This window comes from Pacificimonas aurantium (assembly GCF_020092905.1).
Taxonomy (GTDB): domain Bacteria; phylum Pseudomonadota; class Alphaproteobacteria; order Sphingomonadales; family Sphingomonadaceae; genus Pacificimonas; species Pacificimonas aurantium.
In genome coordinates this window covers 697,994-724,684 of record NZ_JAGSGB010000001.1, presented here as the reverse complement: position 1 = coordinate 724,684, position 26,691 = coordinate 697,994, and the positions used below count along the sequence as shown (strand labels likewise).

The following is a 26,691-nucleotide window of genomic DNA, read 5'->3' as shown; positions in this document are numbered from 1 at the left end:
GCCGGGCGGCCGCCTGCCTCAGCCTTTCCGGGGCGCGGCCGCCATTCCCGCAACGATCCGCACTTCATCTCCGGGCAGGAGCGTTTCGGGCGGTGAATCGACGACGCGGGCGCCGGCATCGAGACCTGACATGATCTCCACCACGCTGCCCTGATCGCGGCCGAGGACCACCGAGCGCATGGCGACGTGGTTCTCTCTATCCACGACCGCCACCGTCGGACCGTCCGCCCCGATGATGAGCGCACTGCCGGGGAGCTGCATGGCGCCGGCGACGCCGCTGACCGGCAAATCGACCTCCGCATAGGCCCCGGGCTTCAGAAGGCCGTCCGGATTGGCCGTTTCCAGCTCGACACGGACGGTGCCCGAAGCGGCGTTCACCGCGCCGGCATCGCGAACCAGCGTCGCCGTAAAGGTGCGGGCGGGATATTCCGGCAGACTGAGCTCTGCCTGCATGCCGGGCCGTACCTGCGACGAGACGCCCTGCGGAACCTCGACGAAAATACGCATCCGGTGGGTGTCGGCGATGGTGAAGAAAGGCGCCCCCGCCCCGCTCCCGGCGCGGGCCAGCGCCCCTACCTCGACGGCGCGTCCCGTAACGACCCCGGCGAAGGGCGCCCTGACCCTAGTATAGCCGTGCAGCACCTCCAGCCGCTCGACCGCCGCGCGGGCGGCCTCGGTCTCGGCCTGCCGGGCGGCGAGAGCACCGAGCTTCTCGTCTAGCGCCTGCACGGAAACCCATTCGGACGATCGCATCTCCTGCCAGCGGTCCGCGGTCGTGCGGGCAAGTTCTTCGTTCGCAAGCGCAGCCCGGTAATCCGCCTTGGCCTGCGCCAGTTCCTGTTCGATTTCGGGCGCCTCGATCACCGCCAGAAGAGCGCCTTCCTCGACCCTGTCGCCGATATTCGCCGTCCAGCGGCTCACATAACCGTCGACGCGGGGATAGATGGCCGCACTGTTATAGGCTTCGAGCCGGCCGGGCAGAACGAGCGCCTCGTCGCCGCTGGCGGGCTGCGGTTCCACGATCGCCACGGCGGGGACGGTCGCCTGCGCGGCTTCCTGCGCCAATTCATGCTCGGCGCCCGACCGCATGGCGATGCCCCCCGCAGCCAGCCCCAAGGCGATCACCCCGGCAAGAAGGCCGACTTTCTTAAGGCCCGGCGACAGCCCCGCCGCAGAGGCGGCCGTAAAATTGGACGCGGACGCGGATCCGGGCTCGGTCCGGGTTTCTGGATGCGGGTGGTTAGGCATGGGCAGGCTCCAGCTCTGCGGCGGCGGCCGGCTTCGACCGGCGATGCAGCATCGCGAAGATAACGGGAACGAAGAACAGGGTGGCAAAGGTCGCGAGCATCAGGCCGCCGACAACCGCACGTCCGAGCGGAGCATTCTGTTCGCCGCCTTCTCCCAGACCGAGCGCCACGGGGAGCATGCCGATGATCATCGCAAGCGCGGTCATGAGAACCGGGCGGAAGCGCACCAGCCCCGCCTCTACGGCCGCTTCGACCGCATCGACTCCCTCGGCCAGCCGCTCTCGCGCAAAGCTGACCATCAGGATGGAATTGGCCGTGGCGACGCCCATGCACATGATCGCGCCGGTCAGGGCAGGTACGCTGAGCGTCGTGCCGGTCAGGAACAGCATCCAGACGATGCCGGCCAGCGCACCCGGCAGCGCGGTGATGATGATGAAGGGGTCGCGCCAGCTTTGAAAGTTTACGACGATCAGCAGGTAGATGAGGAGAATTGCGCCCGCCAGCCCGAACCCGAGACCGCGAAAGGCCGTCTGCATGGTTTCATACTGGCCGCGAAGCGCGACTTCGGCGCCGAGGGGCACCTCGTCGGAAAGGGCGTCGATCTCGCGCTGGACGTCGGCAGCTACGGCGCCGAGGTCGCGGCCCTGAACGCCGGCATAGAGATTGATCGTCGGGCGCAGGTTATACTTCGTAACGACCGCCTGGGTGGATTCGCGCGAGATGGACGCAAGGCCGCCCAGCGTCTGCCCCACCTCTCCGTCGCCGCCGGAAATGGGAAGACTGCGTAGGTCGGCAATCGAGCTGACCGAATGTTCGGGCGCCTGCGCGACGACCTGATACTGGATGCCGCTGTCGGGATCGAGGAAGTAGACCGGCGACAGCTGCGACGTTCCTGCCAGCGCGCTCGACACGCTGGTGGTCACGTCGCGCTCCGTCATACCGTATTGCCCGATCCGCGCGCGGTCGACATCGACCTTGAGCTGCGGCGTGCCCGCAGGTTGCTGGATGCGCGCATCGACAAGACCCGGAACATGCTGCACGCGGCGCAGCAGCTTCAGCGCATAGGCGCGGCTCTCTTCCAGATTGCGGCCGCGCACCTCCACGTCGATGGGCGCGGGCGCACCGAAGTTGAGCGTCTGGCTGACGATATCGGCGGGCGGGAAGGAAAAGGTCGCGGTGGGAAAGGCACGCGGAAGTTCGCGCCGCAGTTCGGCCATGTAGTCCTCGGTCGGCGCATGGTCTTCCGCCAGCGCGATCATGATGTCGCCGTCCTGCGGCCCGATCGTCCCGGAATTGTTGTAGGTCGTGTTGATGCGGCTCATCGGGGTGCCGATATTGTCCGCCATCGAGGCCAGTTCGTCGGCCGGAATGATGGTGCGGATATGCTGCTGCACCCGGCCGAACAGCGCCGAAGTATCCTCGATCCGCGAGCCCACCGGCGCGCGGACGTGAAGGAGGATCTGACCGGAGTCCACGTTCGGGAAGAAGTTGCTGCCGAGGAACGGGATCAGCAGCATGGTTCCGACGACGAACGCAACGAACCCGCCGACGAATGCCCGCCTCCCCGCCACTGCCTGCCGCAATGTTCGCGCATAGGCCTCATTCACGCGTCGGAACCGGCGCTCGAATGCGCGCTGAAGCCGGACGAAGGGATTTTTCGACCCCGGCGCTCCGGCCATATGTTCGTCCTCGCCGGGTTTCAGCGGTTTCAACAGGTACATGGCGAGAGTGGGTACGAGCGTTCGCGAAAGCACGAACGATGCCACCATCGCGAAAATGACCGACAGCGCCATCGGTACGAACAAATAGCCCGACACGCCCGGCAGAAAGAACATGGGCAGAAAGGCGATGCAGATACATAGCAGCGATACGAAGGCCGGCGTGGCGATCTGCGCGGCGCCGTCGAGGATTGCCGGGATGACCGGCTTCCCCTTTTCGAGATGCCAGTTGATGTTCTCGATGGTGACCGTGGCGTCATCGACGAGGATGCCGATGGCGAGCGCAAGCCCTCCGAGCGTCATGACATTGAGAGTATGGCCGAAGGCGGCGAGTGCCGCGATGGCGGCAAGCACCGCCAGCGGGATCGACAGTGCGATGATGGCGGTCAGACGCCAGGATCCGAGGAACAGGAGGATCATCAGAGAGGTGAGAACCGCGGCAATCACGCCCTCGTGAACCACGCCCGACACGGCGGCCTGCACGAAGACCGACTGGTCGCCCATGGGCGACACCTCGAGCTCCCCGGGAAGCCCGGCGAGAATGGTGGGCAGCATCTTCTTCACGCCGTCGACGATGGCGAGAGTGGAGGTTTCGCCGCTCTTGAGGATGGTGAGGAGCACCGAGCGCGTCCCGTTCACATGCACCACATTTTCCTGCGGCGCGCTGCCGTCGAGGACATGGGCGACGTCGCGCATGCGAATGGTCGCGCCATCGACGACCTTCACCGGCAGATCGTTGAGCTCTTCGATCGATTCGGGAGCATTGTTCAGCTTTACCGGGAACTGGTTCGAGCCGATTTTGACGAAACCGCCCGGGCTGATCTGGTTCTGTTCGCCAAGCGCGGTGCTGACGTCGACGGGGGTCAGTCCCTTCGACTGCAACGCCTGGGTGTCCAGGTCGACCGCGATGCGGCGCTGCCGTCCGCCGGCCGCACCGGGTAGCGCTGCGCCGGGCACGGTGATGAGGCGCGGCCGGATCTGGTTCTGCCCCAGCTCGAACAGCTCCTGCTCGGACAGGCCGTCGCCGGACAGCGCGAGCTGGAGAATCGGCACCGTCGAGGCGTCATAGTTGAGGATGAGCGGGGGGTGCGCGTTGGGCGGCATCGAATTGAGCACCGTCTGCGCCACCGACGTAACCTGCGCAGTCGCAGTGCGGATGTCCGCCTCGGAGTGGAAGAAGATCTTGATGATGCCCTTCCCAGGAAGGGAACGGCTTTCGATATGCTCGATGTCGTTGACCGTGGTCGTGAGCACGCGCTCGAACGGGTAGACGACGCGGCTCGCCATCTCCTCCGGCGGAAGATTGCTGTAGTTCCACGCGACAGCGATGACCGGAATGCGGATGGCAGGGAAAATATCGACCGGCGCACGCAGCGCCGCCATGCTGCCGACGAGCGCGATGAGGATGGCCATGACGATAAACGTCAGCGGCCGCCTCAGCGCGATTTCCACCAGCCATTTCACGAGCGCCTACCGCCCTTCCCGCCTGCTGTCCGTGTCCCCTCCCCCGGGATCGTCGGAAGTGTCCCGGCGCTGGTCGCGCCACTGTCCCGCTTGCTTTCGGCTCACGCCGCGGGTTCCTACGGTATACGGTATTCTCTTTGCCCGTAAAGCATGTCTCTAGGTCAGCTGAAAGCCTTCCCAGTAGGGATCGTCTCGATCGACCCAGATGGTGTTGAATCCCGTCGAGATCGCACTGCCCTCGATCGACGGGAGAATGGCCGGAAAGTCTCCGACGCGCGCCTCGCCCTCGATCCTTCCGACGAAGCGGCTGCCGATATAGCTCTCGTGGATGAAGCGCTGACCGAGGGCCAGCAGGCCCTTGCCGTGAAGATGGGCCATGCGCGCCGAGGTGCCCGTTCCGCAGGGACTCCGGTCGATTGCCTTCTCGCCGTAGAAGACGGCGTTGCGTGCGTCGGCCCCCTCCCCGCTCGGCAGGTCCGTCCACAGGACATGGCTGACGCCGTGAATGGCCGGGTCTAGCGGATGAACGGGCTTGAACTTTTCGCGCACCAGCGCGCGCACCACCCGGCTGAGTTCCACCAGATGCGGCGCCGACATACCGTCGAGGCCGGTATAGCCGCCCTGCGGTTCGACGATGGTGTAGTAATTGCCGCCATAGGCGACATCGACCGTGAGCGGCCCAAGTCCAGGAACCTCGATGGAGATATCCCGCGCCGCGACGTAGGAGGGCACGTTGCTTAGGCGCACCGACGCTACGCGCGCGCCGGCCATGGTATAGCTGACATCGATGATGCCGGCAGGCACTTCCACCCGCAGGCGCCCTGGCGTGCGCGGCTGGATATAGCCATGCTCGAGGCCGAAGCTGATCATGCCGATCGTGCCATGGCCGCACATGGGAAGGCACCCGCTCGTCTCCATAAAGAGGAGGGCGATGTCGGCATCGGGCGTGAAGGGCGGATAGAGAAATCCGCCCGACATCTGGTCGTGACCTCGCGGCTCGAAGCAGAGGCTCGTACGGATCCAGTCGAACCGCTCGAGAAAGTCGAGCCGGCATTCGCCCATCGTGGCGCCGCGCACGGGCGGCGCCCCGCCGACCACGAGCCTGACGGGATTTCCCGCAGTATGGCCGTCGATACAAAAGAACGTGCTACGCATACCCTGGCGGGATCAGGCGCTCGTGCCGCCCAGCGTGGGACGTGTGGCGGCGCAGGTTTCGACGAACCGAACGACTTCCTCGCGGCGCGGGCCGGCAAGTGGCATGCGCGGCATCCGGACCGTTTCCGTACCGCGGCCCATGATCGTCTCGGCAAGCTTGATGGACTGCACAAGGTCGTGATCGGCATCGAGGTGAAGGAGCGGCATGAACCAGCGATAGATAGCGCGCGCGGTGTCCAGATCACCCTCGTCCAGCGCCTTCACCAGCGCGACCGATTCCTGCGGAAAGGCGCTCGTCAGGCCGGAAATCCAGCCATGTGCACCAAGGAGCAGCCCCTCGAGCGCGACATCGTCAAGCCCTGCCATCAGCACATAGCGGTCGCCGAATGCATTCAGAAGGTCGGTGAAGCGGCGCGTGTCCGGCGCGCTTTCCTTGATCGCCACGATATTGTCGTAGGCCGCAAGCTCTTCGAGAGCATCCATGCCGATGCTGACACGGTAGGCAGGCGGATTATTGTAGAGCATCAGCGGCAACGCGGTCGACTTTGCGACACTGGCGAAATGGGTAACCAGCTCCGGCAATTGCGGAACGTAAACCATGCACGGCAGCACCATCAGCGCATCGGCGCCGATCTTTTCCGCATCGGCGGCAAAGGCAGCGGCGTTCGGCGTCGTAAGCTCCGAGACTCCGACCACGATCGGCACACGCCCGTCGACGACCTCCACAGCCGCCGTCAGCAGCGCGCGTTTCTCCTCCGCGCTGAGCGAGTTATTCTCGCCGCAGGTACCAAGGACGACGAGACCATCGACGCCGTCCTCGATCAGCGCGTTCAGCGTCTTCTGCGATGCGTCGAGATCCACGAAAAAATCGTCGGCAAACTGGGTGGTTGCCGCGGGAAACACCCCGCGCCACGAAAGCTGCTTACTCAAAACTGCCCCCTATGCTGGAATTCGGTTTCTATTTTCGTATACGGTATCTGATCGAGTGGGCAAGTGGAAGTCGTCATGAGCAGGGATGCTGTCGTTGTCGGAGGCGGTCTGATCGGCCAGGCATGTGCCTGTGCGTTGGCGGCACGGGGGGCGAGGGTGCAGCTGGTCGAACAGTCCGCCGCGCCGCGCGCCGCCTCATGGGGAAATGCGGGCCATATTGCCGTGGAACAGGTGGAACCTCTCGCCTCGGCAAAGCTGGTCCGGAACCTGCCCACGAAGTTGTTCCTTCGTGGCGGACCGGTGGCACTTCCGCCCAGTCAGATCTTCGCCTGGCTTCCCTTTTCGCTGCGCCTGCTCGCCGCCGCCCGGTCGCAGCGGTTCCGCGCCGGCAAGTCCGCCCTGACCGCCGCGCTGCGCGAAGCGATGCCTGCTCTGCGAAGGCAGACAGCGCTGGTCGGCCGACCCGACCTGCTGTACGAAGAGGGTCACCTGCTATTGTGGGAAAGCACATCCGCCGCACACGCCGGACGGGCGCACTGGAGCGGCCTCCCAGCGGAAACGAGCGCCTTTCGCGAGCTCACCGAACAGGAAAGGGAAGCGCTGACAGCCCTGCTTGGCAGGCCACCTGCAGACGCGGTGCGCTTCCTGCATAGCGGACATATCGATCCCGGCGTCCTTGCCGACGCGCAGGCGGCCTGGCTAGCCGAGCACGGCGTCGAAATGGTGACAGCACGAGTGGCTGGCCTGGCTCGCAACGGCGCAGAATGTGCTGTGCAGCTCGACGGCGGCGAACGTCTGGCGGCGGGCATGGTCGTCGTCGCAGCAGGCCATACCTCGGCAGCCTTGCTCGCCCCGCTCGGCCACAAGGCGCCCATCATCGCCGAACGCGGTTACCATGTCGAAGCCGAGGCTGGCGACGAGTGGCCCGCCGACCTGCCGCCGCTGGTCTTCGAGGACCGCTCCATGATCGTCACCCGGTTCGAAGACAGGGTACGGGCCGGGGGGTTCGTCGAATTCGGACGTCCCGACGCGCCGCCCGATCCGCGAAAGTGGCAGCGCCTAAGGGCACATATCGCCGATCTTGGCCTGCCGGTCGACCTGCCCGGACGCAGCTGGATGGGAGTGCGTCCGACCCTGCCGGACTATCTACCCGCCATTGGACGCAGCGACGCGGCGTCCAATCTCTACTATGCGTTCGGCCATCAGCATCTGGGCCTGACGCTGTCGGCGCTGACCGGCGACCTGATCGCCGCTCTCGGCGCGGGCGAGCCGACGGCCGTCGACATTGCCCCCTTCTCCCTCGAAAGATTCACGAAAGGAGGTTTTTTATGAGCGCAATCGGAGGATCGAACCGCGAGGCCGAACTGGCGAACCTCTCGCCCTGGACCACGCCCGCGCCCGCCATCGCCCCGGAGGAATATCGCGCCCGCCTGCAGAAGGCACAGCACCTGACCGCGGAGATCGGGGCCGATGCCCTGGTCGTCGGTGCCGGGCAGAGCCTGCGCTACTTCGCCGGGGTGCCCTGGGGGGCGACCGAGCGCATGATCGCCATGATATTGCCGGTGAAGGGCGATCCGATCATCGTCTGCCCCTTTTTCGAACTCGGTTCGTTGCAGGCCGACCTGAAAATCGAGGCCGAAACGAGCCTGTGGCAGGAGGAGGAAAGCCCCGCAGCCTTGGTGGCTGATGCGCTTTCCGCCTGCGGCGGGAAGACCGTCGCGGTCGACCCCGACCTCTCCTTCGGCATGGCGGATTCCGTCGCCAAGGCAGCGCCGTCTCTCGACTATGTCAGCGGCGCGCCGGTCATCGACGGCTGCCGCCAGATCAAGTCGCCCGCCGAACTGGCGCTCATGCAGCAGGCAAAGTCGATGACGCTGGAAGTGCACAAGCGCACCGCGCGCATCATGCGAGAGGGAATTACAGCCACCGAAGTGCGGCGCTTCATCGAGGACGCCCACCGCGCCCTTGGCGCCGCGGGAAACAGTTTCTGTATCGTGCAGTTCGGCCGCTCCACCGCCTTCCCGCACGGCCTGCCCGGCGAGTCGGTTCTGGAACCGGGCGATCTCGTCCTGGTGGACACGGGCTGCCAGGTGGGCGGATATCATTCGGACATTACTCGCACCTATGCCTTCGGCACGCCCAGCGACGAGCAGCGGCGGATCTGGGACCTTGAGAAGGAAGCCCAGGCGGCTGCCTTTGCGGCGGCGAAACCGGGCGTTGCCGCGGAGGATGTCGATGCCGCCGCCCGCCAAGTGGTAGAAAAGGCCGGGCTGGGGCCCGACTACCGGCTTCCCGGCGTTCCGCACCGCACCGGGCACGGCATCGGCCTGTCGATTCACGAAGCGGCCTATCTGGTGCGCGGCGACCGCACCGAGCTGAAGCCCGGCATGTGCTTTTCCAATGAACCCATGATCGTCGTGCCCGACCGCTTCGGCGTCAGGCTCGAGGACCACTTCCACGTTACCGATACAGGCGCCGAGTGGTTCACGCCGCCGCAGCCCGCCATCGACCTGCCGGTCGCTTGATCCTCCCCAGAGGCCCGGCCACGGGGCCGTGAAGGCTTGCGCCCCCCCCCGCCTTGGTGCAGCATCGTATACGATTTTGTATGAGGGATTTCCGGGGAACCACTTATGACTTGCCGCACCATCCAGCCGACGCGCCGCGCCCTGTTGATGGGAGCGGCCGCGGGCGCAGTCGCAGCGGGCGTAGGCGGCGCAAAGGCGGTCATGGCGTCTTCTCGCCTGCCTTCTTCGGCGCAGCCGCTGCCTTTGGAGAGGGTCCGGCTACTGCCCTCTCCCTTTCTCGATGCGATCGAGGCGAACCGGGCCTATCTGCTGCGGCTCGAGCCCGACCGCCTGCTGCACAATTTTCGCAAACATGCGGGGTTGCCGGTATCGGGCGAGCCCTATGGCGGCTGGGAAAGCGACACGATCGCCGGGCATACGCTTGGCCATTATCTCACTGCCCTGTCGCTGATGCATGCGCAGACGGGAGATGCGGAGTGCGCGGCGCGGGTGAACTATATCGTGTCTGCGCTTGCAGAAGCGCAGGCTGCCGAAGGTGACGGCTACGTCGCCGGATTCACGCGGCGCGACGGCGACCTGATCGAGGACGGGCGCGCAATCTTCCCGGAAATCATGGCCGGCGACATCCGCTCGGCCGGATTCGACCTCAACGGCTGCTGGGTGCCCTTCTACAATTGGCACAAGCTGTTCGCGGGTCTGTTCCACGCGCAGGACCTCGTCGGGAACGAACAGGCGCTCGCGATCGCAGTTGGTCTCGGCGGCTATATCGAGTCGGTATTTGCCGCGCTGACCGACGCTGAAGTTCAGGAGGTTCTCGACTGCGAGCATGGCGGCATCAACGAGAGTTTCGCCGAACTGCACGCGCGTACGGGCGATGCGAATTGGCTCGCCCTTGCCGAGCGGCTGCGGCACCGAGAGATCCTCGACCCGCTGAGCGAACGCGAAAACCCGCTCTACTTCGTCCACGCCAACACGCAGATCCCGAAGGTCATCGGCCTCGCGCGGCTGCATGAACTGACCGGCAAGGCGTCGCACCGAACGGCAGCGGAATATTTCTGGACCACGGTAATCGAGGGCTACACCTATGTCATCGGGGGCAACGCCGACCGGGAATATTTCCCCTCGCCCAACACCATCTCGCAGCACATCACCGAACAGACCTGCGAGAGCTGCAACACCTACAACATGCTGAAGCTGAGCCGGCACCTGTTCGCCTGGACGCCGCAGGCCCGGCTGTTCGACTATTATGAGCGCGCCCACCTCAACCACATGCTCGCACATCAGGATCCGGAGACGGGGATGTTCGCCTATATGGTGCCGATCATGTCGGGCTCGCACCGCGAATGGTCGACACCGTTCGACAGCTTCTGGTGCTGCGTCGGGTCGGGGATGGAAACCCATGCCAAACACGGCGATTCGATCTGGTGGCAGGGCGGCGACACGATCTTCGCCAATCTCTACATCCCCTCAGTTGCGAGGGTCGACGCGGCGGGCGCCGTGCTGCGTATGGAGACTGGCTATCCCTTCTCCGAAACCATCGACATCCTGGTCGACGAAGTGAATGCGAATGCCGAGTTCACGCTCGCGCTGCGCATTCCCGGCTGGTGCGAGACTGCCGCCCTTTCGGTGAACGAAAAAAAAGTCAGCGCCGAAGCGCCCGACGGCTACGCCCTCATAAGACGTCGCTGGAAGACCGGCGATAAGGTGACGTTGATCCTGCCCATGGCGCTGCGGCTGGAGCCGACCCCGGACGACCCCGACATCGTCGCGCTCCTTCATGGGCCGCTTGTGCTGGCCGCGGACATGGGATCGACGCAGGCCCCCTTCGAGGGGCCCGCGCCGGCGCTCGTCTCTCCCGCAATTCTTCGCGACGTAAAAAAGGTGCCGGGCGGTGCGGCGACCTACCGGACGACGGCGGCGCGGCCCGAGGCCCTCGATTTCGCGCCGTTTTTTCAGCAGCGGCACCGGCGCACCGCCGTCTACTTCCCCCGGTTCGACGAAGCAGGATGGGCCGCGAGCCGCGAAGCCTATACCGCGGAACAAGCGCAATTGGCGGCGCTCGTGCGGCGCTCGGTCGATGTCATGCACCTGGGCGAAATGCAGCCCGAACGCGACCATCAGCTGGAGGCGAAATACAGCTACACCCATACCTATCGCGGGGTGCACGGCCGCGACGCGCGCGACGACGGCTTCTTCTCGTTCCGCATGGAGGTCGACGAGGGCCCGATGCTGCTGCAGGCCACCTATTGGGGTGAAGACCGCGACCGCACCTTCGACATCCTGGTCGACGGCGAACGGGTGGCCACACAGGAGCTGACCGGATCGCATCCGGGGGCCTTTTTCACCGAGAGTTACGCCTTGCCCGAACGCCTGACCGCGGGGCGCGAGTCGGTCCTGATTCGCTTCCAGCCAGCAGAGGGTCATGACCGCGCGGGGCCCGTGTTCGGCTGCCGCATGCTGCGCGCCGACGCGGCTTGACGTGATCAGTTGAGCGTATATCGTATACTCCATAATTGGGGACGATCCGGTTCGGCCGGGTATTCGCAAGGGGATATCGAACGTGACTCTCAGCAAAGCCGTTCTGCGCAGCATCGCCGCAGCTTTACTGGCCAGCGCAGCGAGTCCCGCACTCGCCCAGGCCGCGGCGGAAACGGTCGCAGCCACGGCCACGGACACGGCAACCGCGAGCGCCGCGACGGCCGAAGATGCGGCGCTGAAGGCGCTGTACGAAGCTGAATGGGCCTGGCGCGCGGATGAGTTCGCCCGCGAGGTCGACGAGAGCGGCAGGTCGACGGCCTCCGACCGCTTCCCCTCCGTGACGGCCGAAGCGCAGGCGCGCCGCCTCGCCTATTGGGACGACGTGCTGGCAAAGCTTGACGAGATCGATGTCGACGCGCTGTCTCCCGAAGAGCGCATCAACTACGCCGTTTTCCGCACCAAGCTGGAAGCCGAGGCGAACAACCTGCGCTACAAGCGCTACGAAGCGCCATTCAACAGCGACACCTTCTTCTGGGGCGGCCTGAATCCGCGCACGCCGCCGTCCGCGGTGGAAGACTACGAAAAGCTGCTGGGGCGCATGCGCGACATTCCGCGCTTCTTCGACGAGAATATCGTCAACATGCGCGCCGGTCTCGCGCGCGGCTACACTGTTCCGAAGGTCTCGACGATCGGTCGCGACGAAACGATGGTACCCTTCACCGCCGCAGGCGCCGACAACCCGTTCCTGAAGACCTTCCGCAACATGCCGTCTTCGATCCCGCCCGAGCAGCAGGCGGCGCTGCTGGCGGACGCGGAAACCGTGGTGCGCGAGCAGGTTGCACCGGCCTACACCAATCTCCTCGCCTTCATGCGCGAGGAATACATGCCGAATGCGCGCGACAATATCATGGCGGAATCGCTGCCCGACGGCCCCGCATTCTACCAGTCGCAGATCCGCGAATATACGACGCTCGACCTGACGGCCGAGGAGATCCACCAGATCGGCCTGGAGGAGGTGGCCCGCATTCGCGCCGACATGGAGCGGACGATTGCGGAGACAGGCTTCGAGGGCAGCTTCGACGAATTTCTCGAGTTTCTGCGCACCGATGCGCAATTCTATGCCGAAACGCCGAAGGAGCTCCTTTCCTTCTCGGCCTATGTGGCGAAGCGCGTCGACGGGAAGCTGAAGGACCTGTTCACGGTTCTGCCGCGCTACCGCTTTACGATCCTGCCAGTGCCGGACGAGATCGCGCCGATCTACACATCCGGACGCGGCGGGCTCGAATCCTGCCTGATGAACACCTACGACCTGCCGTCGCGGCCGCTCTACAACCTGACCGCGCTGACCCTGCACGAGTGCGTGCCCGGCCACAGCCACCAGGCAGCGATGGCGCTGGAAGCTCCCGACAGGCCCGACTTTCGCCGACAGACCTATTTTTCCGGCTATGGCGAGGGCTGGGGGCTTTACTGCGAGTGGCTGGGGACAGTCCTCGGCGTCTACGACACGCCCTATGAAGAGTTCGGCCGCCAGACCTTCGAGATGTGGCGCGCCGCGCGCCTCGTCATCGACACGGGAATCCATCATTATGGCTGGAGCCGGCAGCAGGCGATCGACTATCTGCTCGCCAACACCGCACTTGCCCAGGCCGATGTCGAGAATGAGATCGACCGGTATATCGCCTGGCCGGGACAGGCCCTTGCCTACAAGCTCGGCGAATTGACGATCCGCCGTCTCCGCGCCGAAGCGCAGGAAGAACTGGGCCCGGCCTTCGACCAGAGGCCGTTCCACGACACTCTCCTCAATCTCGGCTCAGTACCGCTCGATACGCTGGAAGCGGAAATGCGCCGCTGGATCGAGGACCAGAAGGCCCTGCACAATGTCGCGCCATAGCCGCCGGGGCTTCTCTGCGCTCCTTCCCGCCATGCTCCTGCTCGCGAGCTGCGATGCCGCCGGCGAGGTAAACGACGGAGACGGCGCCGCGCCGCAAGCGGCAAGCTTTGACGAGGAGGCCGAGAAGGCCGCCATCATCGCAGTGAGCGATCGCATGCAGGCGGCCTGGAACGTCGGCGACTACGAAGGCTATATGCAGGGGTTCCTGAACCCCGACATCGTGTTCGTCTCGCGGGGACGCTTCCAGGATGGCTGGCAGGGCACCCTCGATCATTACATCCGCGACTATGGCCGAGATCCCGAAAAACGCGGCACGTTGACCTTCTACGAACCGGAGGTGTGGATGCTGGCGCCCGACGCGGCGCAGCTCATCACGAAGTTCCACCTCGACCGGCCGGAACATCCGCTGTGGGGAATCAACACACGTCTGATGCGCAAGGTGGACGGCGACTGGGTCATCGCGCTCAATCATGTCTCGGCGGTCGAAACGCCCTTCGAGGAGGAAGGCGGGGAGGCGCCCGAAGAATCCGGGGAAACGGAAAGCTAGGCCGAGAGGGATCGGCCGGGAACGGGAGAAAAGGGGGACTTATGTCTGGTACATCATTCACGCGCGCGGCCGGATGGCTGACGCGAATTGCATTGCCGGCGCTCGCGCTGGCTGTGGCCGGAACGGCAATGCCCGCCGCCGCGCAAAAGGGCCCGGTCGCCCTCAAACCCAATCCAGCCGAAACGAAGACGTTCGGAAATCTGGCGCAGGGCCCCTACAAGCGGCTCGTGATTCGCAACGTCATGGTGGTGCCTGGAAATGGCGGCCCGCCGCGCGGACCCTATGACATCCTGATCACCGGCAACGTCATCAAGGAAATGCGGCGCTATTTCCCCTATGCCGAAAATGCAGAGGCTGACCGGCTGACCGGCGACCGCGTGATCGAGGGCGACGGCAAATATGTCATGCCCGGCATGCTGAACCTGCACCTGCATCTGCGCGAGGATGAGCTGCCGCTCGACTATATCTATTATCTCCAGCTCGCGACCGGCGTCACGTCCATCGGTCCGGCGGAGGAGCAGCGCGTGCGCGACCAGCTGGCCGACGAGCAGGCGAACCGCATTCTCGCGCCGCGTCTGTTCCCGCTTTACGGCTGGGGCAGCAAGACGGACTATACCGAAGAGCAGCTCGCCGACACCTCGCTGGCGCCGCAGATCGCGGAAGAGATGATCTCGAACGGCGTCCGCCAGGTCTATCTGAACCAGCTGGCGTGGAACCGCGACCTGTTCGGGGCTGCGGCGCAGGCGATCGACGCAGCCGGCGGGCTGACCGCACTGCACGTCCAGCCTTCCAGCACGTCGCAGATCCACGCGCTCGACGCCGCACAGCTCGGCGTGTCGATGATCGTCCACCATTATGGCTATGCCGAATCCGCGCTCGACCGCCGCGTGCAGGACTATCCGGCGGACTACAACTTCTTCGACGAGAACAAGCGCTTTCGCGAGGCGGCAATGGTCTGGGAAGAGGTCGGCCGCAATCCGGAAACGCGCGAACGCCTGCTGAACGACGTCGTCGACGACCTGCTGGAAACCGGTGTCGTCATGCAGCCGAACCGCGCGACCTATGAGGCGAACCGCGACATTATCCGGGCACAGGGCCTGCCTTGGCACGAGAAGTATACGCACCAGGCACTGTGGGACTGGCACCTGCCCAACCCCGACAACCACGCTGCCTTCCAGTATGACTGGACGTCGCAGGACGAGGCCGCATGGTTCTACATGTACGGCCTGTGGGGCGACCTGATCTACGAGTTCAACAATCGCGGTGGCACGGTCGCCTTCGGCACCGACGATAATTTCCAGTGGGCTACCGGCGGTTTCGGCAACATCCGCGAACTGCAGCTGCTGCTGGAAACCGGCATGCATCCGCTCGAGGTGCTGCAGGCCGCAACGTTCAACAGCGCGAAGACCATCAAGGAACCGAAGCTCGGCCTGATCCAGGAGGGCTATATCGCCGACCTTCTCCTCGTCGACGGGAACCCGGTGGAGAACTTCCGCTACCTGTACCCCTTCGGCGCGATCAAGATGGACGAAAATCGCAACATGTACCGCACGCAGGGCATCATCCACACGATCAAGGACGGCATCGTCATCGAGAACGCCGCCGTCATGGATGAAGTCGAGCGGATCGTGAAGGAATCGAAAGTCGGCGCACAGCCGGACATCGTCACCGAGCCCTTCCTGGTGGACTGATATCCGGCAGGGCGGGCGCGGCTGCCACTCCGCGCCCGCCGACTGCCCGACCAAGAATACGTAGCGCGGCCGGCCAGGAGCGCCGGCCGCAAGACATGCAACGGGACAAGAGGTATTTTCATGATTTCAGGGTCGGTCTTCGTCGGTGCGAGCGAAGAGCAGTCGGGGGACAAGTTTCGGGGCGTCAATCCGGCGACGGGGGAGACCCTGTCACCGGACTTTTGCGCGGCGACCGGCGACCAGGTCGCACGCGCCTGCAAGTTGGCCGACGAGGCCTTTCCCGTTTTTTCCGCGCTTGCGCCGCCGGACCGTGCTGCATTCCTCGAGCGCGCGGCCGACGAGATCATGGCCCTCGGCGACGAACTGATCGAGCGTTCGACCGCGGAAAGCGGCCTGCCCCGCGCGCGGCTGGAAGGCGAGCGCGGTCGCACCGTCGGACAGCTGCGCATGTTTGCCGCGCACCTGAAGAAGGGCGAATGGCTGCACGTCGCCATCAACCCCGCCATGCCGGACCGCGATCCGCTGCCGCGCGCCGACCTGCGTCGCCGGCATGTCGCGGTGGGCCCTGTTGCGGTGTTCGGCGCCAGCAACTTCCCGCTCGCCTTCTCCGTCGCAGGCGGCGACACCGCGTCGGGGCTGGCCGCCGGCTGCCCCGTCGTGGTAAAGGGCCACCCGGCACATCCGGGTACCGGCGAGCTGGTGGCGCGCGCGTTGCGGACCGCGGTCGCGGCCTGCGGTCTGCCCGACGGTGTCTTCTCCTATCTGCCCGGCCCCTCCAACGAGCTGGGTGCCGCCCTGGTGTCCGATCCCCATATCCGCGCCGTCGGCTTCACCGGCTCGCGCCCGGGCGGCCTGGCACTGATGCGCGTCGCGTCGGCGCGGCCGGTGCCGATTCCCGTCTTTGCGGAAATGAGCAGCATCAATCCGGTACTTCTTCTTCCCGGTGCCCTGGCCGCCCGCGCCGACGCGCTCGGCGAGGCGTTCGTCGGCTCGCTGACGCTGGGGTCGGGCCAGTTCTGCACCAATCCTGGCCTCGTACTCGCCCTTCGCGGCGAAGCTCTGGACCGGTTCCTCGCCTCGGCCGCCAAGGCCCTGGAAGGCGCCCCGCCCACGCCGATGCTGACGGCGGGAATTCACGACAGCTATGGCGGCGGCGTCGCGACGCTCGACGCGCACAAAGACGTCACCGCCGTCGGCCGGAGCGCCGAGACCGGCGGCGTGAACTGCGCGCAGCCGGCGCTTTATAGCTGCACCGCAAAAGCCTTCCTGTCCGACCCTGCCTTGGGGGCGGAAGTCTTCGGACCGGCGTCGCTGGTCGTCGCCTGCGACAGCCTGGACGAGATGGCGGCGATGATCGAAGGACTGGAAGGCCAGCTGACCGCGACGGTCCATCTGGAAGACGACGACAAGTCGGCCCTTGCAGAGCTGCTTCCGAAGCTCGAGCGGAAGGCGGGACGCATCCTCGCCAATGGCTGGCCCACGGGGGTCGAGGTCTGCGATGCAATGGTGCATGGCGGTCCCTATCCCGCAACCTCGGACGGCCAGAGCACCTCGGTCGGCACCTTGGCGATCGAGCGCTTCTTGAGGCCGGTCTGTTTTCAGGACATCCCTGACGACCTGTTGCCCCCGCCGCTGCGCAACGCCAATCCGTGGAATGTGCCGCGGCATGTCGATGGAGACCCGAAGCGGACCTGAGAGGCCGTTCAAACCTAAAGTATATTGTATACCCGGCGGGTTCATGGCACCCCTTGGGGTGAAGGGCCGAACGAGGTCCGGGATTTTCGTAGAAGGGGGTATGGGATGAAACGAGGAACGAAAACGGTTACCCGCACAGCGGCACTGATGCTGAGTGCGGCGCTGCTTGCCACGTCGGCAACCGGGTATGGTCAGTCGGCGCCCGCAGAGCCGGTACAGGCAGTGAAGCCGCGTGCAGGCGCAGACGCCGGCCCGGACCGCGGACCGAATGAGGGCTTTGGTCCTTACAACAAATGGGTCGTGCGTGCCGTGACGCTGATCGACGGCTCGGGCGCCCCGCCCCGCGGTCCCGTGGACATCGTCATCGAGGGCGACACCATCGCCGACATCCTGCCCGCCGGAACTCCCGGACTGCCGCTGAAGGATGGCCGCGAGCCGCGCGACTTCGACTATGAGCTCGACGCGACCGGCATGTTCATGCTTCCCGGATTCGTCGACATGCACGTCCATGGGTCGACCGACGACAAAGCGCCCGACCTGTCATATTCCTACAAGCTCTGGCTTGCCCATGGCGTGACCACGGTACGGGGTGTCGACCTTGCGCCGTTCGAAGTCTCGCTGAGCGAACAGGCCCGCTCCGAGCGCAACGAAATCGTCGCCCCGCGCATCTTCGTCTACCAGCGGCCCGGCCAGGGCGAGGGCTGGACGGGCGGCCGCACCAACACGCCGGAAAAGGCCCGCGCCTGGGTTCGCTGGGCAGCCGGCGAAGGCATCGACGGCATCAAGCTGTCGAACAACGAGGACCAGCCGCCGGAAGTGATCGAGGCGATCATCGACGAAGCCGAAAAGCAGGGTCTAGGCACCGTTGCGCACCTGTCGCAGATCGGCGTCGGCCGCCTGAACGCGCTCGAAGCCGGCCGCATGGGGCTCGATTCGGTCACGCACTATTACGGTCACTTCGAATCTCTACTGAAGAATGGCCCGGTGCAGGACTGGCCGGTCGACTACAACTATAATGACGAGCAGGACCGGTTCGGCAACGTCGCCAATCTCGCCGCGGAGAGCTTCGAGGCGGATTCGGAAGAATGGTGGGACTATCTGGAGGAGCAGAAGGAAAACAACGTCACCTTCGATCCTACGATGACCATCTACCTGGCGGGCCGCGACCTGATGCGCGCCAGAAACGCCGACTGGCATGACACTTACACGATGCCGCAGCTGTGGCAGTTTTATCAGTCGTCGCGCATCAACCATGGGTCCTATTTCTATGACTGGACCACGGCGACGGAAGTTAAGTGGAAGAATTTCTACCAGAAATTCATGCACCTGATTAACGACTACAAGAAGATCGGCGGCCGCGTCACGACCGGCTCCGACTCCGGCTTCATCTTCCAGCCCTATGGCTTCGGCTATATCCAGGAGCTGGAACTGCTGCAGGAAGCCGGCTTCAACCCGTCGCAGGTGATCCAGGCGGCCACGCTCAACGGCGCGCTGACGCTCTATGAGCCGAAAGGCCAGCCGGTCCCGCCGATCGGCACCGTACGCGTCGGCAAGCTCGCCGACATGGTGATCGTAAAGGAAAACCCGCTGCAGAACCTGAAAACGCTGTATGGCACGGGCTTCCTGCGCCTGAACGAAGAAACGCAGGAACTCGAGCGTGTCGGCGGTGTCAGCTACACGATCAAGGACGGCATCCTGTACGATTCCAAGCAGCTGCTGGCGGACGTGGCGGCCATGGTGCGTGCCGAAAAGGTCCGCATGGGCCTGCCAGAGGAAGGCGTCGTGCGCCGCTGATAGAGTTCAGTACCCGCGTATCTTTGTAATTTGCGTAACGTGGCGGCGTCCCGGCTTCGGCCGGGGCGCCGTTCGCGCGCTGACCTTGGTCAAAGCACTCCGGCCTAATCTAGTCTGGCGGCAAGCCCGCAGAGCGCAGCTGTGCTGATGCTTCTGACGAGCCGTCAGCTCTCGGCGTCGAGCTGCAGCGTCAGATCGTCGATGGTCCGCTGGATATGCAGCATCGCGAGGCGCGCAATGCCTTCCTCGTCGCGGCCCATCCAGCGATCCAGCATCTTCCTATGCTCTTCATTGGCCTGCTCGTCCCGGCCGAGCGGCTCCAGATGCTTGCGAACGTAGCGCTCCGACAGGATGTGGAGACGCTCCAGGATATTGGTGGTGAGCGTCTGGCCGCAGGGCCGGATCAGCGCCAGATGAAATGCCCTGTTGAAGGCGCCGACGCCTTCGCCGCCTTCCTCGGTGACCTGGTAGAGCGTGTCCAGCATCCGCCGCGCCAGCAGATGATCCTCTTCGGTCGCCTTGCGCGCGGCCAGGGCGATGACGTCGGGCTCGATCTTCATACGCAGGTTGAAGACTTCCTTGGCCTCGTCCGAGTTCATCGTGCGCACGAAATAGCCGCGATTGGCCTGCGAGCGCAGCAGCCCCTCTTCCTCGAGGCGGGCCAATGCCTCGCGCAGCGGAATTTTGCTGACCCCGAGTTCCGCGGCAAGCGCATCCTGGCGGATGGGCGCATCGGTCGGCACGCGCCCCGAAAGGATGCGGTCGCGCACCAGCTCGATAAGCTGGTCTGAGAGGTTCCTGACAACGAGACTCATGTGTGATGCCTACCCCAATGCGGCGCCCTGCCGCGCGATCCTGTGGGCATTCCTATCGCGCCGCCCCGGTGGCGACGCCCGCCTGCGGATGGCTGCCAGTTGCCCGCTGGCTGTTCGGTGGAGCCCCTTTTCCGGTGGACCCCTTTCCCAAGAGCAGGCTCGCACGCTCGTCCCGGGTTGCGAATGCGGCGGTGTAGCCCATCGCCCGGTCGCAGCGCCGACGACAGGATACGCCCCGTTACTCCTCCGGTTCCATTCTTAGGAGAACGGCAGAATTTGGGAAGAGTTGTTGGTGCCCAGGAGAGGACTAACCCTGCGCGATCAAACCTCATATAAAAACAAAGGGTTGCCGTAGCGGCGGAAACACCTCTGTAACAGGCTGTTGTAACAGGCGCAATCGCAGCCGCACTTCAGGATCGGAAATCAGCGTATTCACACGCGGTAGCCCTCCAACCGGAAGTTTGGCGTACTCCCCCCTCGCCCCCCACAGCGGCGTTTCCGACAGGACATTGACCTGAACCGGCGCGACTGTACACAGGTATACGTTGGTATATGTGTGAACGGGCTGGTCAATGAAAACTGACGCTTTGGCAATTTCCTATCTCCGCGTGTCGACTGATCGACAGGGACGGAGCGGCCTAGGCCTCGAAGCGCAAAGGGAAGCTGTGCGCCAATACGCCAGCGTGTCAGGGCTTCGCCTTGTAGATGAGTTCGTCGAAGTGGAGACTGGAAAAGGATCAAACGCGCTCGCGCGGCGACCCGAGCTTTTGGCCGCGCTGGGTGAGGCCAAGAGAACCAAGTCGAAGCTCGTCTTAGCAAAGCTGGACCGGCTCGCACGGAACGTTCACTTTATCTCAGGGCTCATGGAAACTGGAGTGGACTTCGCGGTGGCTGACATGCCGAACGCGGACCGGTTCCAACTTCACTTGTTCGCAGCCCTGGCTGAAAAGGAAGCAGAGGTTATCTCGCGGCGCACCAAGCAGGCTCTTGCGGCCGCAAAGGCAAGAGGGGCGAAACTCGGAAAGAACGGACCAGCACTTGCGAAACGCAACAAGGAATTGGCATTCCAGAGCTTGCAGCCCGTTGCACATCACTTTGAAGACATGAGAAAGGAAGGGCTGAGTATTCGTCAAATGGCTTCACGTTTGAACGAGCTGGGCGTCGTATCGCCCGGAGCAGGAAACTGGCATGCCACCAATGTGCACCGCGCTCTCAAACGATTGGAGATTTGACCTCTCCATAGCGCCGCATCACGAATTGCCAGACGTTGTCGACTTTCTCGTCCCATAGCGCTTGCGGATACGGTTCTTCAGGGAGCTCGTTAAGCCCCTGCCTGATTTGCGTCCAAACTGCTCCCCTCGTTTGCTGGCCATTCAGCCAATCAACGGCTGCCACAAGCTTCTGCAACTTCCGAAGCAACTGGCAAGCTACCCGCTTAACCTCCTGCTCCTGAGCCTTCGATAGCTTCGGCTCGGGCGACGTCAGCAAGTCGAAGATGGCAAGCTCAACCGGTGCATTGGCGAGGGCCTAAACTGGATCAATCATGGAGCGCATCCCGCACAGATTACCTCTGCGCTCGCCACCACCGGCGATTTCATTCAGAAGCAGGGGGAGATGTAGCCGGTGCGACGAAAATAAGAAGGTGATCAGGCGCGCGTAGCGGAGAACGCTGCCCCCGAATTTCTACCTCATTGTCTGAATTGATACCGTCTAGGATGGCCGAGAATTGAGGCTCCTGGACGAACTGAAGAACAACGGCCCCTCATCTGCCTTCGCAACCGCTTCGAGAAAGCCCTGCGCTAACAAATGTTCGTGAATGGGAACCTTGCGAGGTTTGTCTGTCTTAGTGCTCCCCGCTGCGGGAGTGATGTGCAGCGCCGCTACGGTCCCTTCGGTCATCACGTCCTCTTTGCGAAGCTGTAGCATCTCGCTGACCCTGGCCCCGGTATAGGCGCAAAGCCATGGAACCCATCGACGCGCAAAGCTCGTATGGTCAGCGGGGTCCGGGTCGCCCATTTTGAGGCTTGCGCCGAGCAGAGCGGTAGTCTCCTCCGGCCTGAACTCTCGTTCCCTCACCTGAACCGGTTTCCGAACGCGCGGAAGGGCGAGGTCCTTTGCGGGATTCTTTTCTAGCCTGCCGTCCGCTACTGCCTGCTGCAGCGCTTGCGCCAACGCTGGAAGGTAGGATTCCCGAACCGTTTTAGGGCTGAGCGCGCGTCTCCCTCGCCCTCCTTCGTTTTCCAGTTTTTTCAACCACGAGCGAACGTGAAGGGACGAGATTCGTCTCGCATCGTCATGGCCGATGAACTCGCAGAATGTTTCGACGTACGCTCGAAAGGACTTTACGGTTTGAGGGCGAGGCTTCGCTGCCACCGCGTATTCTTCAAAGAGGGATCGGATCGACAGAGCCGCCGAAGCATGGGGCGCCTCAACTATCGAGCCATAGCCGCTCGATGCCTTAAGCTTCTCAATTATGGCAGATTGCGCCTCAATGGCTGCCTTCAGCGCGGAAATGTCAGCGTCTCTTTCGCGAAGAAGGTCCCGATGTGCAGCCTCCTCTGGCGTCAATTCTGCGGTAGACAAAGCCATCCTCATCCGAAGCCCCGTGCGAAGCTCCTTTCGCTTTTCATGTCGCAGCTGCCGCTCGCGCTCCAACATCTCTTGCGCAGCCCGCTCTTCTGACTCCCGCGACCCTCCTTCCGAGATCGGGGCGACGGCACGCGCCCGCGCCTCATCAATCAGCCGGTCAGTCTCGACAGTATGCTCGGGTAACCTTCGCTTGGCCTCCTCGCGGTCTTTGGTCCCAAGCGAGATTACCCATTCGCGGCGGGCACTGCCTGATTGCGTGCGGATAAACGGACGAAGTTCAGACGGCACCGAACGTCGAAACCGGTAAACCCCGTTGTGTCTCTGCAGATAGGTGCACATAGCGCTTCAACCCTTACAAACGTAACAGCCGCTTGTAGGAAACGCTTTGTTTTACAATGAGTTTGAGGAATTTCAACCAAGTAGAATTGGTTGGTGCCCAGGAGAGGACTCGAACCTCCACGTCCATACGGACACTAGCACCTGAAGCTAGCGCGTCTACCAATTCCGCCACCTGGGCCGGCGCCCGCCGACTGTCGCGGCGGGGCGGGAGAGGAAGCGGGCAGGTACGGACGTTTCGCGCTATTGTCAATATCGGTCCGGCACGCTTAGGGCGGGCCATTCGCCATTCGCGCCGGCAGCCCGCCCAGCAGAGAGGTCCCGCATGTCCAAACTCGTAACCGTCTTCGGCGCCGCCGGCTTCATCGGCCGCTATGTCTGTCAGGAGCTGGCAAAGGCGGATGCGCGCATCCGCGCCGCTACCCGCGATCCGCACAGCGCCCAGTTCCTGCGGCCGCTGGCGGGTTTGGGGCAGATGGCGATCGTAAAGTCTTCCCTTTCTGCGCCCACTCCTGCCTGCGAAGGCGTCGATGCGGTCGTGAACCTGGTCGGCATCCTCGACGAAAGCGGCCAGTCGTTCGAGGCGGTCCATGTCGACGGCGCGCGCCGCGCCGCAGAAGCTGCGAAAGAGGCGGGGGCAAAGAGCTTCGTGCAGGTCAGCGCCATCGGCGCCGACCCCGAGGCGGAGGCGGACTATGCCCGCACGAAGGGCGAGGGCGAAGCGGCGGTGCGGGAGGTTTTCCCCGACGCGACGATTCTCCGCCCCTCGATCGTCTTCGGGCCCGAGGACGAGTTTCTGAACCGCTTCGCCAAGCTGATGAAGATCGCGCACGTCATGCCCGTCGTGGCCGGCGACGCCCGTTTCCAGCCCGTCTATGTCGGCGACCTGGCGGAAGCCGTTGCCAAAGCTGCGCTGGATCCCGCCGCCCATGGCGGCAAGATCTATGAGCTGGGCGGACCCAATGTGGTCACGATGCGCGAGCTGCTGCACTGGATCGCGCGAACGACCGGACAGGACGAGCGCTTCATCGAGGTTCCCGACGCCGTGACCGCACGCATGGTGAAGATGTTCGGCTGGCTGCCCGGCGCGCCCATGACGCAGGACCAGTGGAAAATGCTGCAGAGCCCGAATGTCGTCAGCGGGGAAAACGGCCTTTCGGCATTCGGCATCTCACCTACGCCGATGCAGGCCGTGGCCCCGAACTGGATGGTCCACTATCGTCGCCACGGACGCTTCACGAAACTGAGCGAGGGCTGATCCGGTCGGGACCGAGCTCCGTACCGGTTCAGGTGAAAAAGATCAGAAGCGCAGCGCCCATCGCGACGCGGTAGACGACGAAGACGGTCATCGAAGCGCGTTTCAGGAAGTTCATCAGGAACACCATGGTGAGGATCGCCGCGACGAAGGTCAGCGCGCCGGCGATGAGGGCGTCGCGCTGCATCGCAGCCGTCGCCTCCGCAAGATCGAGAACCGCCAGAAGACCCGCTCCGGCAATTGCCGGGATCGACAGGAGGAAGCTGAAGCGCGCCGATTCGACCCGGGTGTAGCCCAGGAAGCGCGCCGCGGTCATGGTGACGCCCGAGCGGCTGGTGCCGGGAATAAGGGCAAGGGCCTGAGCAAGCCCGACGATGACAGCGTCCTTCAGGCTGAGATCCTCGAAGCTCTTTTCCTGGCGTCCCACCCGGTCGGCGATGCCGAGGAGAACGCCGTAGATGATGAGGTTCACCGCCACGAGGGTTGTCGACCGGAAGCCCTCCAGATAGCCGCCCGTTTTCAGGAACAGGCCGAGAATGACGGCAGGTACCGTGCCCGCGGCGATGTACCAGAACAGGCGCCGCTCTGCCGGGGCCGTGCCGATACCCACGCTCGCAAAGCCTCCGCGCGCCAGACCCCAGGCGTCGCGCCAGAAATAGACGATAATGGCAGCGAGCGTCCCCACATGAACCGCGACATCGATCAACGGCCCCTGGTCGGGGAGATCGGTCAGCTTCGGAATCAGGATCAGATGGCCGGACGAACTGATCGGCAGGAACTCGGTCACGCCCTGAACGACGGCGATGAGCAGCAACTGTAGGAACGACATGCGCACTCCGCGGAAGGAACCGTGCGGCCTTTAGCATGACATGACGGAAAGCCGAGCCGTTTCCCTACGGTACCGTTTCGGTACAAATAACAATCGGCAGAAGAGCCGGGTGGCTGCCAAGGCGATCCTCCCTTCTACTTTAGTTACCCTACCCTGACCTTTTAGCCAGAAACGACGTGACTCGCAGCCGCCTCCACGCTATGGTTGCGCTCGAAATCCCCAATCAGGTTGTTTTTGGAATGCCGAAGGACATGCTGACCTTCACGAAGGTCGCGCAGGACTATCCCACGAAGCGCCCGGCCGAGGAGCGTGACGACGATTTTCTCGAAATCTCGCGCCCGTTCATCGTCGACAAGGCGGAGGAACAGGCGTCACGCTGTTCCCAGTGCGGCGTCCCTTTCTGCCAGGTGCATTGCCCGCTTCACAATCACATCCCCGACTGGCTGATGCTGACGGCGGAGGACCGGCTGCAGGAAGCTTATGAGATGGCGGCGTCCACCTCGACCATGCCGGAAATCTGCGGACGCATCTGCCCGCAGGACCGGCTGTGCGAGGGCAATTGCGTCATCGAACAGTCGGGACACGGCGCCGTTACCATCGGGTCGGTCGAGAAGTTCATCACCGACAAGGCGTGGGACGAAGGCTGGGTGAAGCCGATCCGTCCGGTGCGCGACCGCTCGCACCGGTCTGTCGGTATCATCGGCGCCGGCCCCGCCGGCCTGACCGCCGCCGAACTGCTGCGGAACAAAGGCTATTCCGTCACCGTCTACGACCGGTACGATCGGGGCGGCGGACTGCTGACCTACGGCATCCCCGGCTTCAAGCTGGAGAAATATGTCGTCGGACGCCGCCTGAAGCGGCTGGAAGAGGGCGGCATCGAGTTCCGCTACAATTTCGATGTCGGCACCGACGCGACGATGGACGAGCTGCGCGAAACCCATGACGCCATTCTGGTCGCCACCGGCGTCTACAAGGCCCGTGAACTGCAGGCCCCGGGCGTGGGCACGGGCGGCATCGTGCCGGCCCTCACCTATCTGATCGCCTCCAATCGCAAGGGCTTCGGCGACGAGGTTCCCGCCTTTGACTCCGGCAAACTCGACGCCGACGGCAAGCGCGTGGTGGTCATCGGCGGCGGCGATACGGCGATGGACTGCGTCCGCACGGCGGTGCGGCAGGGGGCGACGAGCGTGAAGTGCCTGTACCGCCGCGACCGCGAGAACATGCCGGGCTCCGCCCGCGAAGTGCAGAACGCCGAGGAAGAAGGCGTCGAGTTCGTCTGGTTGTCGGCGCCTACGGCGTTCGAGGACAAGGAGGGCGAAGACGGCCAGAAGATCGTGAGCGCGGTGCGCGGCACGAAGATGAAACTGGGCCCGCCCGGTCCCGACGGACGGCGCCAGCCCGAACCGGGCGGCGAGGAATTTCGCGAGGATGCCGACATCGTCGTTATGGCGCTGGGCTTCTCTCCCGAAGACCTGCCGACCATGTTCGGCGTGCCCGACCTCGGCATCACGCGCTGGGGAACGCTGAGGACCGATCACAAGACCCTGATGACCAGCCTCGACGGCGTCTTCGCGGCCGGCGACATCGTGCGCGGCGCCAGCCTGGTCGTGTGGGCCGTCCGCGATGGCCGCGACGTCGCCGCGAGCATGCACGCCTATCTGCAGGCGAAGGACGCCGAAGAGAAAGTGGCCGCGTAGAGAGGCTTTGCTCCCTCGAAGGGAGACGATCAGCG

General features: G+C 64.3%; 18 protein-coding genes and 1 tRNA gene. 11 read left to right on the top strand and 8 right to left on the bottom strand.

What is annotated here, in order from left to right; all coding sequences use genetic code 11:
- Window positions 1–18: 18 nt before the first annotated feature.
- The 4 genes from KCN53_RS03585 to KCN53_RS03570 form a co-directional block, all read right to left on the bottom strand.
- Window positions 19–1,248: an efflux RND transporter periplasmic adaptor subunit gene (locus KCN53_RS03585; RefSeq protein ID WP_088711405.1), complete on the bottom strand. Its 1,230-nt coding sequence runs from the start codon at window positions 1,246–1,248 to the stop codon at window positions 19–21.
- On the bottom strand, window positions 1,241–4,429 hold the full coding sequence (locus KCN53_RS03580; RefSeq protein WP_088711406.1) for an efflux RND transporter permease subunit: 3,189 nt from the start codon (window positions 4,427–4,429) through the stop codon (window positions 1,241–1,243). Before KCN53_RS03580 ends, KCN53_RS03585 begins: the two co-directional genes overlap by 8 nt.
- 156 nt (window positions 4,430–4,585) lie before the next feature.
- Window positions 4,586–5,584, bottom strand: a complete 999-nt coding sequence (locus KCN53_RS03575) for a 4-hydroxyproline epimerase (protein ID WP_088711407.1) — start codon at window positions 5,582–5,584, stop codon at window positions 4,586–4,588.
- A gap of 12 nt (window positions 5,585–5,596) precedes the next feature.
- Window positions 5,597–6,514, bottom strand: a complete 918-nt coding sequence (locus tag KCN53_RS03570) for a dihydrodipicolinate synthase family protein (RefSeq protein ID WP_088711408.1) — start codon at window positions 6,512–6,514, stop codon at window positions 5,597–5,599.
- 75 nt (window positions 6,515–6,589) lie between these two features.
- Here KCN53_RS03570 and KCN53_RS03565 point away from each other — a divergent pair, with 75 nt between their 5' ends.
- The 8 genes from KCN53_RS03565 to KCN53_RS03530 all read left to right on the top strand — a co-directional run bounded on the left by KCN53_RS03565 (window position 6,590) and on the right by KCN53_RS03530 (window position 19,135).
- Window positions 6,590–7,846: an NAD(P)/FAD-dependent oxidoreductase gene (locus KCN53_RS03565; protein ID WP_088711409.1), complete on the top strand. Its 1,257-nt coding sequence runs from the start codon at window positions 6,590–6,592 to the stop codon at window positions 7,844–7,846.
- The gene (locus KCN53_RS03560; protein WP_088711410.1) at window positions 7,843–9,039 is read left to right on the top strand and encodes a M24 family metallopeptidase; all 1,197 of its coding nucleotides are present in this window, start codon (window positions 7,843–7,845) and stop codon (window positions 9,037–9,039) included. Before KCN53_RS03565 ends, KCN53_RS03560 begins: the two co-directional genes overlap by 4 nt.
- A 105-nt stretch (window positions 9,040–9,144) precedes the next feature.
- Window positions 9,145–11,517 (top strand): glycoside hydrolase family 127 protein, encoded by a 2,373-nt coding sequence (locus KCN53_RS03555; protein ID WP_088711411.1) that lies wholly within the window; start codon window positions 9,145–9,147, stop codon window positions 11,515–11,517.
- An 82-nt stretch (window positions 11,518–11,599) separates the two neighbouring features.
- The gene (locus tag KCN53_RS03550) at window positions 11,600–13,408 is read left to right on the top strand and encodes a DUF885 domain-containing protein (protein WP_224199332.1); all 1,809 of its coding nucleotides are present in this window, start codon (window positions 11,600–11,602) and stop codon (window positions 13,406–13,408) included.
- A 31-nt stretch (window positions 13,409–13,439) separates the two neighbouring features.
- Window positions 13,440–13,955 carry a YybH family protein gene (locus KCN53_RS03545; protein ID WP_088713318.1) on the top strand — a complete coding sequence of 172 codons (516 nt, stop codon included), beginning with the start codon at window positions 13,440–13,442 and terminating at the stop codon, window positions 13,953–13,955.
- Between the two features lie 41 nt (window positions 13,956–13,996).
- Window positions 13,997–15,646, top strand: a complete 1,650-nt coding sequence (locus KCN53_RS03540; RefSeq protein ID WP_088711412.1) for an amidohydrolase family protein — start codon at window positions 13,997–13,999, stop codon at window positions 15,644–15,646.
- Window positions 15,647–15,766: 120 nt separating this feature from the next.
- On the top strand, window positions 15,767–17,341 hold the full coding sequence (locus tag KCN53_RS03535) for an aldehyde dehydrogenase (NADP(+)) (protein WP_088711413.1): 1,575 nt from the start codon (window positions 15,767–15,769) through the stop codon (window positions 17,339–17,341).
- Window positions 17,342–17,446: 105 nt separating this feature from the next.
- Window positions 17,447–19,135 carry an amidohydrolase family protein gene (locus KCN53_RS03530; RefSeq protein ID WP_224199329.1) on the top strand — a complete coding sequence of 563 codons (1,689 nt, stop codon included), beginning with the start codon at window positions 17,447–17,449 and terminating at the stop codon, window positions 19,133–19,135.
- A 164-nt stretch (window positions 19,136–19,299) separates the two neighbouring features.
- On the opposite strand, the gene KCN53_RS03525 is transcribed toward KCN53_RS03530, so the two are convergent.
- Entirely contained in the window at window positions 19,300–19,950 is a 651-nt protein-coding gene (locus tag KCN53_RS03525; protein ID WP_088711415.1) for a GntR family transcriptional regulator, read from the bottom strand.
- Window positions 19,951–20,522: 572 nt separating this feature from the next.
- On the opposite strand from KCN53_RS03525, the gene KCN53_RS03520 reads away from it, so the two are divergent.
- Window positions 20,523–21,182, top strand: a complete 660-nt coding sequence (locus KCN53_RS03520; RefSeq protein WP_088711416.1) for a recombinase family protein — start codon at window positions 20,523–20,525, stop codon at window positions 21,180–21,182.
- A 478-nt stretch (window positions 21,183–21,660) separates the two neighbouring features.
- Here the strand turns inward: KCN53_RS03520 and KCN53_RS03515 are convergent, their stop codons facing one another.
- Both KCN53_RS03515 and KCN53_RS03510 read right to left on the bottom strand, forming a co-directional pair.
- Window positions 21,661–22,878: a DUF6538 domain-containing protein gene (locus KCN53_RS03515; RefSeq protein ID WP_088711417.1), complete on the bottom strand. Its 1,218-nt coding sequence runs from the start codon at window positions 22,876–22,878 to the stop codon at window positions 21,661–21,663.
- A gap of 91 nt (window positions 22,879–22,969) precedes the next feature.
- Window positions 22,970–23,056: transfer RNA gene (locus KCN53_RS03510), tRNA-Leu, on the bottom strand.
- 144 nt (window positions 23,057–23,200) lie between these two features.
- Between KCN53_RS03510 and KCN53_RS03505 the strand changes: the two genes are divergently transcribed.
- On the top strand, window positions 23,201–24,133 hold the full coding sequence (locus KCN53_RS03505; protein WP_088711418.1) for a complex I NDUFA9 subunit family protein: 933 nt from the start codon (window positions 23,201–23,203) through the stop codon (window positions 24,131–24,133).
- A 28-nt stretch (window positions 24,134–24,161) separates the two neighbouring features.
- Here KCN53_RS03505 and KCN53_RS03500 read toward each other — a convergent pair whose 3' ends face one another.
- Window positions 24,162–24,959: an undecaprenyl-diphosphate phosphatase gene (locus KCN53_RS03500; protein WP_088711419.1), complete on the bottom strand. Its 798-nt coding sequence runs from the start codon at window positions 24,957–24,959 to the stop codon at window positions 24,162–24,164.
- Window positions 24,960–25,198: 239 nt separating this feature from the next.
- Here KCN53_RS03500 and KCN53_RS03495 point away from each other — a divergent pair, with 239 nt between their 5' ends.
- Window positions 25,199–26,656: an NAD(P)-dependent oxidoreductase gene (locus tag KCN53_RS03495; protein ID WP_088713319.1), complete on the top strand. Its 1,458-nt coding sequence runs from the start codon at window positions 25,199–25,201 to the stop codon at window positions 26,654–26,656.
- The last annotated feature ends 35 nt before the right edge of the window (window positions 26,657–26,691 follow it).